This window comes from Massilia putida, from assembly GCF_001941825.1.
Lineage (GTDB): Bacteria > Pseudomonadota > Gammaproteobacteria > Burkholderiales > Burkholderiaceae_D > Telluria > Telluria putida.
Genome location: NZ_CP019038.1, coordinates 4,287,715 through 4,304,166, shown reverse-complemented (window position 1 = coordinate 4,304,166; position 16,452 = coordinate 4,287,715). Strand labels below are relative to the sequence as shown.

Below are 16,452 nucleotides of genomic sequence, written 5' to 3'. Positions count from 1 at the left end.
TTTAGCCAGTCGCCACTAAACAAGGCCCGCCCTCTTATGAAATCGGTTTCTTAGATTGAGAATATACCGGGCAAACGGCTGTTTAGTAAAGCCGGCTAAACTTGACTTGAAGTGCAGCTTGACGTTTGACCAAGGCGATTTTGATATGCAAGACTCCATTCAAACGAGCGACGCCCAGAGCGATCCCTGCAACGATATCGGAGACAACGTGAATCCCGACACCATACGCACCCCAGCGGGCGGCAGCCCGGCGCCGGTCACGATCCGCGACCTGGCCAAGTATGCCGGCGTCTCGGCCGGCACGATCTCGCGCGCTCTCAAAAACGAGCCCGGACTCACGGAAAGCACGCGCCAGATGGTGTTGTCGGCAGCCCACGAATTGGGCTATGACTTCTGCAAACTGCGCCGCAAACGCATCCGCCGCCTCACGTTCCTGTTGCACCGCCAGCACAACACGGCCGCCAGCAGCCCGTTCTATTCGCCCGTGCTGCACGGCGCCGAGGAAGCCTGCCGCAAACAGGGCATCGTGCTGTCGTTCATGGCGGTCGGTCCGGCCGACGGCGTGACGGAGCAGCTGCGCATGCACGCGCCGGACGCCATCGTATGCGCCGGCTTCTTCGAACCCGAGCTACTGAACGCCCTGCGCGCCAGCGGCAAGCCCCTCGTCCTCATCGACATGAAGCTGCGCGGCTACAGCTCCGTCAATCCGGACAATCATATGGGCGGCTACCTCGCCACCCGCCACCTGATCTCGCTGGGCCGCGAACGCATCGGCATGATCTCCGGCTCGCTCGGCCACTACAGCATCCGCGAACGCAACCGCGGCTACCGCCAGGCCTTGTTCGAAGCGGGCATGCTGGCCGACCCGCGTCTCGAGACGTGCCTGCCGGACGGCGTCGACCTCGAGACGGGCGCCTACGAGGCGATGCAATCGCTGCTCGCCCAGCCGCACCCGCCCGATGCCGTGTTCTGCTACAACGACGCCGCCGCCCTCGTCGCGATGCGCGCCTGCCTCGCGGCCGGGAAGACGGTGCCGCACGATATCTCGATCGTCGGCTTCGACGACATCCCCGGCGCCGTGCTGGGCCACCGTCCGCTGACGACGCTGCGCATCAACAAGAAGGAGCTGGGCGCCCTGGGCGTCGAGCTGCTGCTGCGCGGCCCGCAGGACCCGCCGCTGGAACAGGTGGCGGCCGTGGAACTGATCGTGCGCGCCAGTACCGTATGCGAGGACTACCGCATGCGCAAATAACCTCCACCGCTGTTCCCCATGGCGCCCGCGTCCGCACGGCGCGGCGCCAACCACCGATTCACTCATCACGACCGACCCATGCTTCCCGACTTCCATTCCCGCGCGGCGCTGCTGCAGCACATCCGCCACACCCGCCAGTTCTACGATCCCCGCTGCGTCGACCCGAGCGGCGGCTTCTATCATTTTTATAAGGACGACGGCACGGTCTACGACGCGCACACGCGCCACCTGGTGAGCAGCACCCGCTTCGTCTTCAATTTTTCGATGGCGTGGCGCCAGTTCCAGGAACCGGCCGACCGCGAACGCGTGCTGCACGGCCTGCGCTTTTTGCGCGACGCGCACCGCAATCCGGAGACCGGAGGCTATGCCTGGACCTTGGACTGGAACGACGGGCAAAAACGCATCACCGACGACACGAACCACTGCTACGGCCTCGCCTTCGTGCTGCTGGCCTACGCCCATGCGCTCAATGCCGGCGTCGATGAGGCGCGCGCCTGGCTGGACGAGACGTACGACCTGATGGAACGCCGCTTCTGGGAACCGGCGCATGGCTTGTATGCCGATGAAGCGAGCGGCGACTGGTCCACGCTGTTCCCGTACCGCGGCCAGAACGCCAATATGCACGCCTGCGAAGCGATGCTGGCCGCGTTCGACGCGACGGGCGACACGAAATTCCTGTGGCGCGCGGAGACGCTCGCGCACAACATCACGGTGCGCCAGGCCGCCCTGTACGGCAATCTGGTCTGGGAACACTACAACAGCGACTGGTCCGTCGACCCGGACTACAACCGCGACGACAAGACGAACATCTTCCGCCCGTGGGGCTACCAGCCGGGCCACCTGACGGAATGGGCCAAGCTCCTCCTGATCATGGAACGCCACAAGGATCAAATGGCCGGCCCGTCCGACTGGCTGCTGCCGCGCGCCCGCCAGCTGTTCGACGCGGCGCTGACCAAGGCGTGGGACGAGAAACACGGCGGCATCTTCTACGGCTTCGGCCCGCAGGACGAAATCTGCGACGCCGACAAATACTTCTGGGTGCAGGCCGAGAGCCTGGCCGCCGCCGCCCTGCTCGGCGCGCGCACGGGCGACCAGGCGTATTGGACGTGGTACGACCGCATCTCGGCCTATAGCTGGGAACACTTCGTCGACCACGAGCACGGCGCCTGGTACCGCATCCTCGGCCCTGCCAACGAGAAGCTCACGGACGAAAAAAGCCCGGCCGGCAAGGTCGACTACCACACGATGGGCGCCTGCTACGAAGTGCTGACCGTTCTCACGAAGGATTGACATGGCCGACTTTCCCGTATTCGTCGCCGCCGGCGAAGCGCTCACCGATATGATCGTGGATGACACCGGCGCCACGCGCTGGCACAGCGTGACGGGCGGCTCGACGTGGAACGTGGCGCGCGCGATGGCGAAGCTGGGTGCGCCCAGCGCGTTCGCCGGCGCCGTCAGCCGCGACGTGTTCGGCGACCAGCTGTGGCGCGCCACGCTCGACGCGGGCCTGGACGAGCGCTTCCTGCAGCGTCTCGATAAATCGCCGCTGCTCGCGATCGTGCACCGGCTCGACCCGCCCAGCTATTTCTTCGTCGGCGACGACAGCGCCGACCTGCACTTCGACGCCGCGCAACTGCCGCAAGGCTGGCACACGGCTTGCCGCTGGGCGCATTTCGGCGGCATCAGCCTCGCGCGCCGGCCGCTCGCGGGCAAGCTCGTCGCGCTGGCGGAGAGCCTGAAGGCGCAAGGCGTGCGCATCAGCTACGACCCGAACTTCCGCGCGCTGATGGACGAGAACTACGACCCGACCCTGCGCCGCATGACGGCCCTGGCCGACGTCGTCAAAGTGTCGGAAGAAGACCTCGTCGGCCTGCTGCGCACGACTGACGCGGATGCGGCCTTTGTCACGCTGCGCGGCTGGAACCCGGACGCCAGCTACCTGTACACGAAGGGTGCGGCCGGCGCCTCGCTGCATACGCCGGACGGCGCGTGGAATGTGGCGGCGCCGCGCATCATGCCCGTGGACACGGTCGGCGCGGGCGACGCCAGCATCGCCGCGCTGGCCTGGAGCATGCTGCATGCGCCCGGTCGCGACGGTCTCTCTCACCTGCGCTTCGCCGTCGCGGCAGGCGCCGCGGCCTGCCTCGCGGCCGGCGCCACGCCGCCGTCGCTGGCGGCAATCGATACGCTGCTGGCGGGCATGCATGCTTGAGGCCACCTCGAAAAAACGTCGCGAGCGGCCGCAATGCTGTGGGAGAAGCGCAGCTGTACGAGGAGTACAGCGAGCATCGCAGCACAGCAGTGCAACGCGCAGCAGGTTTTTCGACGTGTCCTTGATCACCAGCAGTTTTCGAACGTGACGCCGACGGTATAGCCGGACAGCGCCGTGCCGAACACGCCGTTGGCGGCCAGCGGATCGTTCGTCCGCGCGGCCGCGCGCGCGGCCTCGTTCCAGTGCGCGTGCGTGAAAAACAGGCGCAGCTCGGGACGGTCGAAGTAACCCGGCGCGGTCGTCAGCGCGATCGCGCCCGTGACCTTGGTCAGCCGGCGCACATCGCCGTTCTGCGGCGCGACGCGGTCGTGGCCCACGTCCGCCAGCAGCTTCACGTGCTCAAGAAGCGCATACGACATGCGCCCGCCCGCCGAGGCCCACGTCTTCGCCTTCGCGGCATCATGCGCCGTGTCGCGCTGCCAGACGGCGACGAGCTCTCCGCCGAAGCGCCGCGTGACCTGCGCATACCAGCTCTCGACGACGCGCAGCCGGTGCACGTCGTGGCCGTTGCTGATGTCGCCCGTCGCGCCATTATCCGTGCCCGCGCCCGTCCCCCACTGCACCGCGAGACGATTGTCGCCGGCGCCGGCCAGGATGCGCTGGCGGTGCTGCACGGTGAGCATCGACCCGCCGTGGTGGCCACGCTCACCGTCGCTGCGGATCAGCGCCAGGCCGAGTTCCAAGGTGCCGTCCGGATTCACGGGCACGCCGCGGAGTTGAAAATCGTGCCGGTTCGCCGTGTCGCCGACGCGCATGATCGGCATCGTCTGCTGGTCGTCGTGCAGGTAGGCATAGCTGAACTTCATCGGGCCCAGCGGCACGTTCTCGATACCGACGCCCATGCCCGACGGATTCCAGTACAGGAAGTCGTTGGCGTTCACGCCTTCGCGCTTGTAGTAGCGGCGTCCGATCCACAGCGCCGCGTCACCCAATCCGCTCACGTGTTCGATGGCCAGATAGGCCTGCGGCAGGCCGATCTTCCAGCCGCCCTCGGGGCGCTTCGCATTGTTCGACGCGGCTGCGTTGCCCAGGTTGAGCATCGCATAGGCCTTCACGTCTTCGCCGGCGTCGCCCTGCACGAGGCGCTGGCCCAGCAGCATTTCGCCATAGACGCCGCACTCGTTCCCCAGCCGGTACTTCGCACCCGCGCCGGCGAGGCCGAAGCAGGTCTGGCCACCGCCTTCGCTGTTCGCGGCAGCATTGGCGCGCAAGTAGTTCTGGACGTCCACGGCGGACGCGGGAAGGCAATACGCGAGCGCGAGCAGCGCCAGCGCGATGGTAGGCATGCGCATGTTGTCTCCTGATTGTTTGGGCAAAACGAATCCCGTCCGGCCGCGGCGCGGATGCCGCGGCAGGTCAGTGGAACAGGATCGGAATTACGTGTTAGTCGAGCAGAGCGTCAACTTCTTGCGCCGTGGGCGCATAGGGTCCGGCGTGCATGGCGGCCGTGGCGGCCACCGCCGCGATGCGCTCAAGCTGGCGCGCCGGCGGCATCTCCGGGTGGAGCAGTAGGCCGCTGATCCAGCCGGCCATCGAGGCGTCGCCGCAGCCGACGGTGTCGACGACGTCCACGCGGTACGCCGGCGCATCCAGCACGTGGTCGCCGCGGATCAGCGACAGACCATCGGCACCGCGCGTAAACAGGATCTCGGCATCGGGCGCCAGCGCGCGCAACGCGGCCAGGGCATCGTGCAGCGCATATCCCGGGAACAGGCCTTCCAGGTCTTCATCGGACACCTTGATGTGGCTGGCGAGGCCCGCGATCAGTTCGAACGTGGGCCGGTACGACGCGTCGCGCATCGCGTTGCGGAAGTTCGGATCGAAGGCGATGCGCTTGCCGGCCTGGCGCGCCATCAGGGCCTGTTCCACCAGGCGCCGCGCCAGCGGTCCGCGTGCCAGTGCGAGACTGCCCACGTGGATCACGTCGGCCGCGTCGAGCCAGCCGTCGGGCAGCAGCTCGGGGCGGAAGTGCAGATCCGCGCTGTTCTCGCCCAGGAAGACGTAGCGGGGCGGATGGCGCGACGTCACCATCGCGATGAACGGCGGCGCGTCGACGCGCTGCAGGAAGCGCGCGTCCAGGCCGGCCGCGCTGCCTGCCTCCGCGATCTCGTCGCCGAAGGCATCCATGCTGACGGCGCCGGCATAACCCGTGCGCAGTCCCAGGCGGGCGCCCACGCGCGCCACGTTCCAGCAGGAGCCGCCGGGGAGCGAGCGCCAGGTGCCGTCGTCCTGGCGGATCATGTCGGTCAGCGCTTCGCCGAAGACCACGTAACGGGGGAGTCGTTGTGCTTGCATTTTATTAGTTCGCCTGTTGTTGATAACGCCATTTATCGAGCATCACGGCCAGCACGATGACCGTGCCCTTCGCCACGTACTGCCAGAACGACGACAGGCCGAGGATCGTGAGGCCGTTGTTCAGCAGGCCGATGATCAGCGCGCCCGTGACGGTGCCCCAGATCGTGCCCACGCCGCCCATCAGGCTCGTGCCGCCGAGGACCACCGCGGCGATCGCGTCGAGCTCGTAGCCGGAACCCCAGTTGCCGTTCGCGCCGTACAGCCGGCTGGCCGACATGGCGCCCGCGGTGCCCGCGCACAAGCCGGAAAACGCATAGACGAAGACGAGGACGAGGCCGACCTTGATGCCCGTGAGCCGCGCCGCCTGCGGATTGCCGCCGACCGCATACACGTGCATGCCCAGCACCGTGCGGCGCAGGATGAACCACGCGGCCAGCACGAGGGCGGCGGCGACCCACACGAGCCACGGCAGGCCCGCGAAGGAATCGTTGCCGATCCACTCGAAGGTCGGGATCTCGCGGTTCAGGATCGTGGTGCCGTCGGCCAGCAGGTACGCGGTGCCGCGCAGCGCCGTCATCGTGCCGAGCGTGACGACGAACGGATTGATCTTGAAGACGGCGACGAGCAGGCCATTCAAGAGACCCATGCCGAGGCCCGCCAGCAGGAAGATCGGCAGCGACAGCGCCGGCGCATGCCCCGGCAGCGACGCGATCATGCCCAGCACCGCGGACACGGCGAGGACCGAGCCGACCGACAGGTCGATGCCGCCCGTGAGGATCACGAACGTCATGCCCGTCGCGAGCACGAGGTTGATCGAGCTTTGGCGCAGCACGTTCATCGTGTTGGCCATCGTCGCGAAATTCGAGACGCCGTCTTCGGCGAAGTACCCGGTCAGGAAGTAGAACACGATGTACAGCGCGACGAGCACGGGCAGCATGCCCATCGTCGCGAACATGCGCGAGAAGGCCTGCTTGACGCCGCCATGCGCGCTTGCACCCGGCGCGGTGGGAAGGGATGATTTCAGAGTTTGCATGATATAGCTCCTGAAGCGGTGTCCTATGCGGCCTGGGCCTGGGTGGCCAGCGCCATGATGTTTTCCTGGGTGATGCGTTCGCCGGCCAGTTCGCCGGACAGCCAGCCTTCGCGCATGACGAGCACGCGGTCGCACACGCCGATGATTTCCGCCAGCTCGCTCGAGATGCACAGCACGGCCACGCCGGCATCGGCCAGGCCGTGGATGATCCGGTAGATCTCGTGCTTGGCGCCGATGTCCACGCCGCGCGTCGGCTCGTCGAGGATCAGCACGCGCGGACCGATCTCCAGCCAGCGCGCCAGCAAGAGCTTCTGCTGGTTGCCGCCCGAGAGGCCGCCGATGATGCCGTCCGGCCCCGCGCCGCGCGCGGACAGTTTGACGATCGCATCGCGCGTCACCTGCAGCAGCTCGCCGCGACGGAGCACCCCGCAGCGTGCGTGCTTGCCGAGGACGTTCATCGTCACGTTCGCCAGCAGCGACTGTTGCAGGAACAGGCCCTGTCCCTTGCGGTCTTCCGGCACGTAGGCGAGCCCCAAGCGGATCGCATCGGCCGGCGTGCGGATAGCGACCGCGCGGCCGTCGACTTCGACCGTGCCGCCGGTCATCCGGTCCGCGCCGAAGATCAGGCGCGCCAGTTCCGTGCGGCCGGCGCCGACGAGGCCCGCGAGTCCGACGATCTCCCCGGCGCGCACGTCCAGCGATACCGGATGCACCTTGGCGCCGTGCACATTGGTCAGCTTCAGGCGCACGGGGCCCGGCACGCGGCGCTGCGTGTGTTCATAAAAGCCGCCGAGTTCGCGGCCGACCATCATGCGCACGACCGTGTCCGGCGTCGCCTCGTCGCGCGTCAGCTCGCCGATCCAAGTGCCGTCGCGCAGCACGCTCACGCGGTCGGCCAGCATGCGCACTTCCGCCATGCGGTGGCTGATGTAGATGATCGCAATGCCGCGCTCGCGCAGGGCCCGCATCACGTCGAACAGGCGCTCCGTCTCGCGTTCGGACAGCGCGGCCGTCGGCTCGTCCATGATCAGCACGCGGCTGTCGTGCACGAGGGCGCGGGCGATCTCGACCTGCTGCTGATCGGCGATCGACAAGCCGCTGGCGATGCGGTTGGGTAGAAACGTGGCGCCGAGGCTCTTCAGCACCTGCGCCGCGCGCCGGTTCATCTGCGCCGTGTCGACGATGCCGAAGCGCCCGCGCGGTTCCGCGCCCATGAAGATGTTTTGCGCGACCGTGAGATTGGCCGCGACCGACAGCTCCTGGTAGATCAGGTTGATGCCGCAGGCGCGCGCGTCGGCCGGGCACGTGATGCGTACCGGCTTGCCGCCCACGCGGATCTCGCCGGCATCCGGCTGGTACACGCCGGCCAGGATCTTCATCAACGTGCTCTTGCCGGCGCCGTTTTCTCCCATCAGCGCGTGGATCTCTCCCGGGCGGATGGTCAGCTGGACGCCGTCGAGCACCGTGACGGCGCCGAACCGCTTGCGGATGCCGGATACCTCCAGCACGGGGGGTGGATTGATTGTTGCCATGTCTCCTCCAGTGAGGGAATTTCCGCCGGCCGCCGGGGCCGGCTGCCTTTTAGTGACTGGCCCAGCCCTTGTAGGCCGCCACGTTGTCTTTCGTGATCGCCGGCGTGGGAATCAGCACGACCGGATTGGCCGGCCGCTTGCCGTTCATGATGTCGTAGCCGATGTCGACGGCCATCGTGGCCATCTTGTAGGGGTCTTGCGCGGTGGTGACGGCGAAGATGCTGTTCTTCGATTTGAGCGCCGCCTCCGCGTCCGGTGCGCCGTCGACGGATGCGACCATCTGCACGTCGGGGCGGCCCGCCTGCTTGACCGCGAGTTCGGCGCCGATCGCGGACGGGTCGTTGATCGCGAACACGGCATCGATGCGGCGGTGCGCGATCAAGAGATTCGTCATGACTTCCATGCCGCCGTCGAGGCTACCCTTCGCATCCTGGTTGTCGGACACGATGCGGATGCCCGTGCCGGCGAACGCCTGCTTGCAGCCGGCCACGCGCGCGATCACCGCGGTGACGGGCGGACCGTTGACGATCACGACATTTCCCTTGCCGTGCAAGCGTTCGACGATGCGCTTGCACGATTCGGTGCCGGCCATCGTGTTGTCGGACATGATCGTCGCATCCGCATTGTCGGCGCCGACGTCGACGGCCATCACGACGATGCCGGCATTTCTCGCCTTTTGCAGCACGGGCGCGATGCCTTTCGGATCGGACGCGTTGACGATCAGGATGTCGACCTTGTTGGCGATGAAGTTTTCGATCTGGCCGACCTGCGTATTGAGGTCGTATTTGCTGGACACGGTCGTGACCCTGACCTTGTCGCCGCCAACCTTTCTGGCGGCATCGGCGGCGCCCTTGCCGATGGCGACGAAATACGGATTGGCGAGATCGCTGACGGCCACGCCGACGGATTTCAATGGCCGCGCCGCCTGGGCGTCGGCGGCCAGCGAGAAGGCGAATGCCGCAATGCACGCGAACACGGCGGGTGTTTTCATGACGATGTCTCCGAGCTGTTTTGTGTGTCGTGATGCTTCGTTATGAAACAACTTTACACGTGTCGACTTTTTGTCGTCAACAGATTTTTTAAAAGATTTTTAATAGTTGAGTGACCACAACAGCAAGTGATCCACAGTGCCGAAACGGCATGAGCGCTCGACGAATCGACACTCTTATTGCAAGCGAGTATTTTTGCTATGATGGGCGCGTGCCTGCCGGTGGCGAGCGAACTTTACACGAGTCAACCAACTGATGAAAACTGCGCAGAATACCAACGCTCCTTGTGGCCCCGTCACGATGCACGACGTCGCCGCGCGGGCCGGGGTGTCGCGCGCCACGGTGTCGAAGTATTTCAATGACCGCGAGGGTTTGAAGGCCGACACGCGCGCGCGCATCGAACAGGCCTGCCGCGACCTCGAATACGTGCCCGACCCGCACGCGGTCAGCCTCGTGCGCGGGCGCTCGCGCATGGTCGGCGTCATCCTGCCGGTGGTGAACGAACCCTTCTTCGCCGAAGCCCTGCGCGCGATCGAAGCGAAGGCGAAGGCGCTCGGCATGGACGTGATCATCCAGTGCTCGTACAACGACCCGGCGGAGGAAGCGGAGGCGCTGATGACGATGCGATCGATGAAGGTGGCGGGCGTGATCCTGACCGCGGTCGCGTCGAAGCGAAACCTCGACCTGCTGCTACGGCTGGAGCAGGAGATGCGCATCGTCTACATGGACAGCTATGTCCACGAAGACTGCAATTACGTCATGAACGACAACCGGCAGAGCATGGCGATGCTGACCCGCTACCTGCTCGGCCGCGGCTACCGCCCGGCCTATCTGGGGGCGCCGCCGGTGGCGCATCCGTCGCCGGAAGAACGGCTGGCCGGCTATCTGGAGGCGATGGCGGAAGCCGGCATGGAACCGCACCTCGTGCCCGGCAGCACGCAGCCCTCCTGGGATTTCGAAGCCTATGCATTCCGCCACGTGCTCGACTGGCTCGCGGGCGGCGCCTGGAGACGCGCCGGCATCACGGCGCTGGCCTGCGGCACCGACAGGCTCGCGATCGGCGCCATGTCCGCCTGCCGCCGTTTCGGCCTCGCACCGGGCCAGGATCTCGCCATCGTCGGCCACGACGACCTACCCATTTCCGCCTACCTGCATCCGCCGCTGACCACGTTCCGGCAAGACGTCGCCGCCATCGGCGTCGCCGCGATGGAATGCCTGCAGGCGCAGCTCGACGGCGCCGACGTGACGCCGTACCGCAAGCGTTTTACGGGTGGACTGGTGCCGCGCGAGTCGGCCTGACGATTCAGCGTTTCGGCAGGAGCCACTTCGCGGCGGCGCGCGCGTTCGCCTTGACCGTGTAATCAATCTTCGCGATCTGCTCTTCCAGCGCCTCGGCCAGCACGCTGCCCGGGCTGGGCGGCGGCAGGTGCAGGTGGGCGTCCGCCTCGCCGTAGTCGCGGCGGATCTCCATGCCGGCCTTCTTCGCGATGTGCATCATCGTGCGGTTCGACGACAGACACTGCATGTACAAGGTGTCGACGTCGGAATTGCGGCAGTGGATCGCTGCCCGTTCGAACAGCCGCGTACCGATGCCCTGCCCCCGCGCCGACTTCGACACGGAGACCCCGAACTCCGCCACTTTTTCCTTGTCCGTGTAATGCATGCTGTCCGGATGCGCGTCGCGTGACGTGAACGCGAGGTGGCCCACGCCCACCAGCTGGAACACGCGGTTGTAGACGCCGAACACGATGTCCTTCGCGAAATCGAGTTTCGCGACATACGCTTCGACCTGCTCGTCGGGAAGCACGCTGCCGAAACGCAGCAGGCGGTCGTCCCGGTCGAGGCCCATGAAGTGGCGCAGGACCCGCCGCCGGTCGCGTTCGCTCAGCGCCTTGACGAGCACGGTCTGGCCGCCTTTGCGGGCATACAGGCTTTTCAGCCAGCGGCGGAGGGGATGGTCCTGCATGATGGGTTTTCGATTGTGCGGTGCAACAATCCGATATTGTAGCCGGTTTCAGTCCCGGATATCGCCCAGCACCGCCTTCACGGCACTCACCCGCGCCGCATGCACGGCTTCCGGGATCTTGTCGCGGTTGTCGGTGTAACGCGCAGCCACCTCCCCCGCGTTCACGCCGCGCGCCGCCTCCAGCGCGCGCAGCAGGTACGGCGCCTGCGGATAGTCACGGCTGCGCATTTCATGGTTTTCGTCCCCGCGCCCGCGCGCATCGCATTCGGACGCCAGCAGCATCTGCGCGAAGCGGTCCGGCTTGCGGAACGCGTCGCAGCGTTCGAACAGGGTGACGATCGTATTCGGCCGCAGCTCGAGCGCGCGGCTGACGTTGCCATGCTCGCGTGCCGTCATGACGGCCAGATCGCGGCAATCCGTCGGCACGCGCAGGCGCTTCGACAATTCCGTGATCAGGCGCGGTCCCATGCCCTCGTGGCCGTGGTGTTTGGGCCAGTGTTCGGGCGGCGTGGCGCCTTTGCCCAGGTCGTGCATCAGCGCGGCGAAGCGCACCGGCAAGTCGTAGCCGCGTTCGGCCGCGTAATCGATCACGAGCATCATGTGGACACCGGTATCGACTTCGGGATGGTGCAGCGGCGGCTGCGGCACGCCCCACAACGCATCCAGCTCGGGCAGGATGCGCGCCAGCGCGCCGCAATCGCGCAGCACCGCCAGCATGCGCGACGGCTTTTGCTCCATCAGCCCGCGCGACACTTCCTGCCATACGCGCTCCGGCACGAGCGCATCCACTTCGCCCGCCTCGACCATCTGCCGCATCAGCGCGAGCGTCGTGTCGGCGACACGAAAATCCGGGAAGCGCGCGGCGAAGCGGGCCACGCGCAGGATCCGCACGGGGTCCTCGGCGAACGCCGGCGACACGTGGCGGAACACGCGGTTTTGCAAATCCTGCAGGCCGCCGTACGGATCGACGATGGTGCCGTCCTCGGCTCTCGCCATCGCATTGATGGTCAGATCGCGCCGGATCAAATCGTCTTCCAGCTTGACGTCGGGCGCCGTGTGAAACACGAAGCCGTGGTAGCCGGGCGCCGTCTTGCGCTCGGTGCGCGCGAGGGCATATTCCTCGTGCGTGTCCGGATGCAGGAAGACGGGAAAATCCTTGCCGACCGGACGGAAGCCCTGCGCGACCATGTCCTCGGGTGTGGCGCCGACGACGACCCAGTCGTGGTCCTGGACGGGCAGTCCCAGCAACTCATCGCGGACGGCGCCGCCGACGACGAAGGCCTGCATCGCCATCAGTCCGGCAGCTCGTCTTCGTGGGCCCCGGCGATCTCGGTTTCGAGTACGGCTTCGCTGATCCAGCGCGCGACGGCCGGGTACGCGAGCACGCGTTCGCAATACGCCTGCAGCGCGGGCGCCAGCACCACGCCATACGTCTGGAAACGGGTGACGACCGGCGCATAGAAGGCATCGGCGATGGAAAAATCACCGAACAGGAACTGGTGATGGCCGAAGCGCGACAGACACTCTTCCCAGATTTCGCAGATGCGGCCGATGTCGGCCTGCGCCCCCGGCGTGCGGCCGCGGCCCGGCAGGCGGGCCTTGACGTTCATCGTCATCGCGGTGCGCAGGTCGGTAAAGCCGGAATGCATTTCCGCCACGACCGAACGCGCCAGCGCGCGCGCGGCCACGTCCTGCGGCCACAGATGTTTGTCCGGGAATTGCTCGGCCAGGTATTCGCAGATCGCCAGGCTGTCCCAAATGGTCATCTCGCCGGCCAGCAGCACGGGCACGCGCCCGGCGGCCGAGTAGCGCGCGATGTTGGCGGCCGTATCCGGCTGGTCGAGCAAGATGCGCACTTCCGTGAACGGGATGCCGGCGGCCACGGCGGCCACCCAAGGCCGCATCGACCACGAGGAGTAATTCTTGTTGCCGATGACCAGGGTCAGGCCGGCCTGGCGTGCGTTGTCGAGGGTCTGCGTCAAAGTCGGATCGAGTTCGGTAGTCTGCATGGTATGGCGTGATCGTTGAGGTCAGCGCCCGGCGCGGGCGCGGAGGACGTCGAGTCCGCCAGGCGGCGCCAGGTACTGCGGTGCGACGGCCTCGAGCGCCGTGAGCTTGATTCCCAGCGCCGCTGTTGTCAAGACTTTATTGTCCGCGGACGGGTGGATCACGTTGTCGACCTTCATCGAATCGAGGTTGTCGCGCGTGATGACGGGCTCGCCCGGCAACAGTTCGAAGAACGTCGCCTGCAGCCGCGCCAGCGCATCCGGCAAGGCAAGAATCTTGCGCTCGTGGCCGGCATAACGGCCCGCCAGCCGCACCAGTTCCGCCAGTTCATAGACCTGCGGCCCGCCCAGCTCATAGGTGAGGCCGGCCGTGTGCGGATCGAACAGCGCGCGCACGTACGCTTCCGCCACATCGCCCACGTACACCGGCTGGAAGCGCGCGTGGGCACACGCGAGCGGGACGATGGGCAGGTGGCGCTGCAGCCGCGCGAACATATTCAGGAAACGGTCTTCCGGACCGAACACGACGGACGGCCGGAAGATCGTCGCCGCGACGGCCGCCTGGCTCGCCGCGGCCGCTTCGCCATCGGCCTTCGAGCGCTGGTACATCGACGGTCCCTGCCGGTCGGCGCCCAGCGCGCTCATGTGCAGGTAGCGCGGCACACCTTCGGCCGCGCAGGCGCAAGCGATGCGGTGCGGCAGGTCGACGTGGACGCGGCGGAAGTCGGGGCCGTACGGATCGCCGCGGCGCGAATGCAGGATGCCGACCAGGTTGATCACGGCGTCACGCCCGGCCACCAGGCGGCGCAAGGCCGCGTCGTCGTGGAGGTCGGTCTGCACGATGTCGACGCCGAGCGGCATCAGGTGCATCGCATGGCTTTCGTGCCGCGTCGGCACGACGATGGACACGGCGTGCTCGGACAGCCTGGCCGCCAGATGGCTGCCGATGAATCCGGTCCCGCCGAACAATACGACCGACTGCTCGTGCATATGGCCTCCTCGACCCGTGCGCGGCGCGGCCGCGGTCACGGCAAGCCGATGCCGCTTGCGCGCGGCGTGATCGTTCCCAGGCGCGCCTTGAGCGATTGCGGCCGCTTCTCGAACAAGGCGGCATAATTCGTCGCGTTCGACATCACGTTGCGCACATAGGTTCTGGTTTCGTCGAACGGGATCGTCTCGACGAACACGGCCCCTTCCATCGGCGCCGTCAACAGGCCCCGCCACGTGCGCGCGCGTCCCGGGCCGGCGTTGTACGCGGCCGTCGCCAGCACCTGCGACCCTTCCGCATTGTTCAACACCATGTTCAGGTAATTGGTGCCGAGCACGATGTTCGTCCGGATATCGCTGAGCATGCCGTGGCCATAGTCCGTCAAGCCGATCTTTTCCGCCACCCACTTGCCCGTCGACGGCATCACCTGCATCAGCCCGGACGCACCGACGCCGGACTGGGCGTCGGACACAAAACGCGATTCCTGGCGGATGAGGCCGTAGACCCACGCCTGGTCCAGGCCGAGGCCCTGCGCCGTCGGATGCAGGATGTCGTTGTGCGGCGCCGGGAAGCGCTGGGTGTAGTCGAATTCGGTGCGCGTGCGTTCGGACGTGGACAGCATGCGGTCGAGGATATCGTTCTGGCGCGCGAACTCGGCGGCGGCCAGCAACTGGCGCTCCGTGAAACCGTTCAGTGCCCAGTTCCATTCGCGCGTACCTTCGAAACGCATGCGCATCGAAAAGAATTTCAGCGCCCGCTTGAAGCCGGGATTCGCGGCCACCTGCGCCAGCTCGGCCGGCGTGGGCGGCGCGGCGCTGGGCGGGATGCTGATCTGCATGCCCAGCTCTTCCATCGCCAGCTGGCCATAAAAATTGTTCTGGTCGGCGATGCGGCGGAACAGCGCCTGCGCATCCTCGCGCCGGCCCTCCGCCTGCAGGGCGCGGCCCAGCCAATAGGTCCAGACGGGCTCGTCGTGCTGCTGCACGGGCATCGCCTCGATCGTCGTACGCACCGTTTTCCAGTCGCCGCGGCGCAGCGCGATGCGGGTCTTCCACTCCAGCTGGTTCCACGTCAGCGGGGCCCCGGCCGCCTTTTTCCAATCGTCATACGCTTCGGGCGCCAGGGTCAACGACGCGGCCAGCGCGATGTTCGCCCAGCCGATCGCCCTTTCCTCGGGCGACAGCTTGCCCGCGTTCCGGTTCAACGCCACCGTCGCCAGTTTCAGGCTGGTGCGCGCCATGCGGCCGATGGCGACGAGATAGATTTCATGGTCGGCGCGCGAACTGCCGATGCCGCGCGCCATCGCCACGGCGGGCAGGTCGACGGCCTGGGCCGCGCGCGTGTCCGACGCGCCCAGCAGCAGCGCCGTGCGGCGCGACGGTCCGGTCGCGTGCATTTCGCCGGCCAGGCGCAGCTGGGCCAGCAGATCGTTGTTCGTGAATTGGCCGGACTGGACGAGCTGGTTGACGAGCGCGGCGCAGGCTTCGCCGTACATGGGCGGATTGTCGAGCAGCACGCGTGCCTCCGCCGCCACGTTCTGCCCTTTCGATGCGCGCGACAGCAGCGCATAGCATTTCACCTGATAGTCGTCGTTCTTGACGAACAGAGGCAGCTCGCGGTCGAAGTTGGTCCAGTCGCGCTTGCGGCCGAGTTCCAACAGCCAGTCGTTGCGCAGGCGGTCGGCGATCGCGCTGCCTTCGTAGCGTTTCAGGAAATCCAGGATTTCCTCGTTGGAAGCGTCGCGCAGCCGTGGTTTGAGCCGATAATAGTCGACGTAGGACGGAATCGCGTAGTCCGGCAGGCGCGCCGCCAGCGCGGCGACCTTATCCGCATCGTTCTTGCGGGCGGCATCGCGCAGCTGCGCGAAGATCTCGTCCTGTTCGCGGCTCGCGTCCGGCTGCGGCCCGGGTGCGACGACGGGCGCAGGCACGGCGGGTGCGGGCTGTGTCGTAACGGGCGAAGCAGCTTGGGCCGCAACGCCGGGCGACGCGAGGAAGAGCAGGCTGGAAGCGGCAAATACGGCGCCGGCAATCAGTTTCTGCGACATCGATAATGCAATGTTCAATGTAGGCTTCATTTCATCCATGACCGGCGAATCAAGAATACCATGCCCCTCGAA

13 protein-coding genes and 2 pseudogenes are annotated in these 16,452 nt (G+C 66.8%); 4 read left to right on the top strand and 11 right to left on the bottom strand.

The window, feature by feature from the left end; genetic code table 11:
• The first annotated feature begins 208 nt into the window (after window positions 1-208).
• From BVG12_RS21345 to BVG12_RS21335, 3 genes are all read left to right on the top strand, one after another.
• Window positions 209-1,252, top strand: a complete 1,044-nt coding sequence (locus BVG12_RS21345) for a LacI family DNA-binding transcriptional regulator (protein WP_229503676.1) — start codon at window positions 209-211, stop codon at window positions 1,250-1,252.
• Window positions 1,253-1,330: 78 nt separating this feature from the next.
• Window positions 1,331-2,542, top strand: a complete 1,212-nt coding sequence (locus tag BVG12_RS21340) for an AGE family epimerase/isomerase (protein WP_075794162.1) — start codon at window positions 1,331-1,333, stop codon at window positions 2,540-2,542.
• 1 nt (window position 2,543) lies between these two features.
• Entirely contained in the window at window positions 2,544-3,464 is a 921-nt protein-coding gene (locus BVG12_RS21335; protein WP_075794161.1) for a carbohydrate kinase family protein, read from the top strand.
• Window positions 3,465-3,589: 125 nt separating this feature from the next.
• Here the strand turns inward: BVG12_RS21335 and BVG12_RS21330 are convergent, their stop codons facing one another.
• From BVG12_RS21330 to BVG12_RS21310, 6 genes and pseudogenes are all read right to left on the bottom strand, one after another.
• Complete coding sequence (locus tag BVG12_RS21330; protein WP_083685284.1) at window positions 3,590-4,816, bottom strand: maltoporin; 1,227 nt, start codon at window positions 4,814-4,816, stop codon at window positions 3,590-3,592.
• A gap of 91 nt (window positions 4,817-4,907) precedes the next feature.
• Entirely contained in the window at window positions 4,908-5,819 is a 912-nt protein-coding gene (locus BVG12_RS21325) for a carbohydrate kinase family protein (RefSeq protein ID WP_075794160.1), read from the bottom strand.
• Between the two features lie 4 nt (window positions 5,820-5,823).
• The gene (locus tag BVG12_RS21320; protein ID WP_169926835.1) at window positions 5,824-6,852 is read right to left on the bottom strand and encodes an ABC transporter permease subunit; all 1,029 of its coding nucleotides are present in this window, start codon (window positions 6,850-6,852) and stop codon (window positions 5,824-5,826) included.
• Window positions 6,853-6,875: 23 nt separating this feature from the next.
• Window positions 6,876-7,550, bottom strand: a pseudogene (locus BVG12_RS35985) (ATP-binding cassette domain-containing protein); the annotation flags it as partial.
• A 321-nt stretch (window positions 7,551-7,871) separates the two neighbouring features.
• Window positions 7,872-8,384 (bottom strand): annotated as a pseudogene (locus tag BVG12_RS35980) (ATP-binding cassette domain-containing protein); the annotation flags it as partial.
• Window positions 8,385-8,433: 49 nt separating this feature from the next.
• Window positions 8,434-9,375 (bottom strand): ABC transporter substrate-binding protein, encoded by a 942-nt coding sequence (locus tag BVG12_RS21310; protein WP_075794158.1) that lies wholly within the window; start codon window positions 9,373-9,375, stop codon window positions 8,434-8,436.
• Between the two features lie 253 nt (window positions 9,376-9,628).
• Here BVG12_RS21310 and BVG12_RS21305 point away from each other — a divergent pair, with 253 nt between their 5' ends.
• Window positions 9,629-10,672 carry a LacI family DNA-binding transcriptional regulator gene (locus BVG12_RS21305; protein ID WP_083685282.1) on the top strand — a complete coding sequence of 348 codons (1,044 nt, stop codon included), beginning with the start codon at window positions 9,629-9,631 and terminating at the stop codon, window positions 10,670-10,672.
• Between the two features lie 4 nt (window positions 10,673-10,676).
• Here the strand turns inward: BVG12_RS21305 and BVG12_RS21300 are convergent, their stop codons facing one another.
• The 5 genes from BVG12_RS21300 to BVG12_RS21280 are packed head-to-tail and all read right to left on the bottom strand — an operon-like array spanning window position 10,677 to window position 16,380.
• Complete coding sequence (locus BVG12_RS21300; protein WP_075794156.1) at window positions 10,677-11,339, bottom strand: GNAT family N-acetyltransferase; 663 nt, start codon at window positions 11,337-11,339, stop codon at window positions 10,677-10,679.
• Between the two features lie 48 nt (window positions 11,340-11,387).
• Entirely contained in the window at window positions 11,388-12,626 is a 1,239-nt protein-coding gene (locus BVG12_RS21295; protein ID WP_075796488.1) for a multifunctional CCA addition/repair protein, read from the bottom strand.
• Window positions 12,627-12,631: 5 nt separating this feature from the next.
• Window positions 12,632-13,348 (bottom strand): glutathione S-transferase family protein, encoded by a 717-nt coding sequence (locus tag BVG12_RS21290; protein ID WP_075794155.1) that lies wholly within the window; start codon window positions 13,346-13,348, stop codon window positions 12,632-12,634.
• A gap of 21 nt (window positions 13,349-13,369) precedes the next feature.
• On the bottom strand, window positions 13,370-14,335 hold the full coding sequence (locus tag BVG12_RS21285) for a complex I NDUFA9 subunit family protein (RefSeq protein WP_075794154.1): 966 nt from the start codon (window positions 14,333-14,335) through the stop codon (window positions 13,370-13,372).
• A gap of 35 nt (window positions 14,336-14,370) precedes the next feature.
• The gene (locus BVG12_RS21280) at window positions 14,371-16,380 is read right to left on the bottom strand and encodes a lytic transglycosylase domain-containing protein (protein WP_075794153.1); all 2,010 of its coding nucleotides are present in this window, start codon (window positions 16,378-16,380) and stop codon (window positions 14,371-14,373) included.
• Window positions 16,381-16,452: the final 72 nt, after the last annotated feature.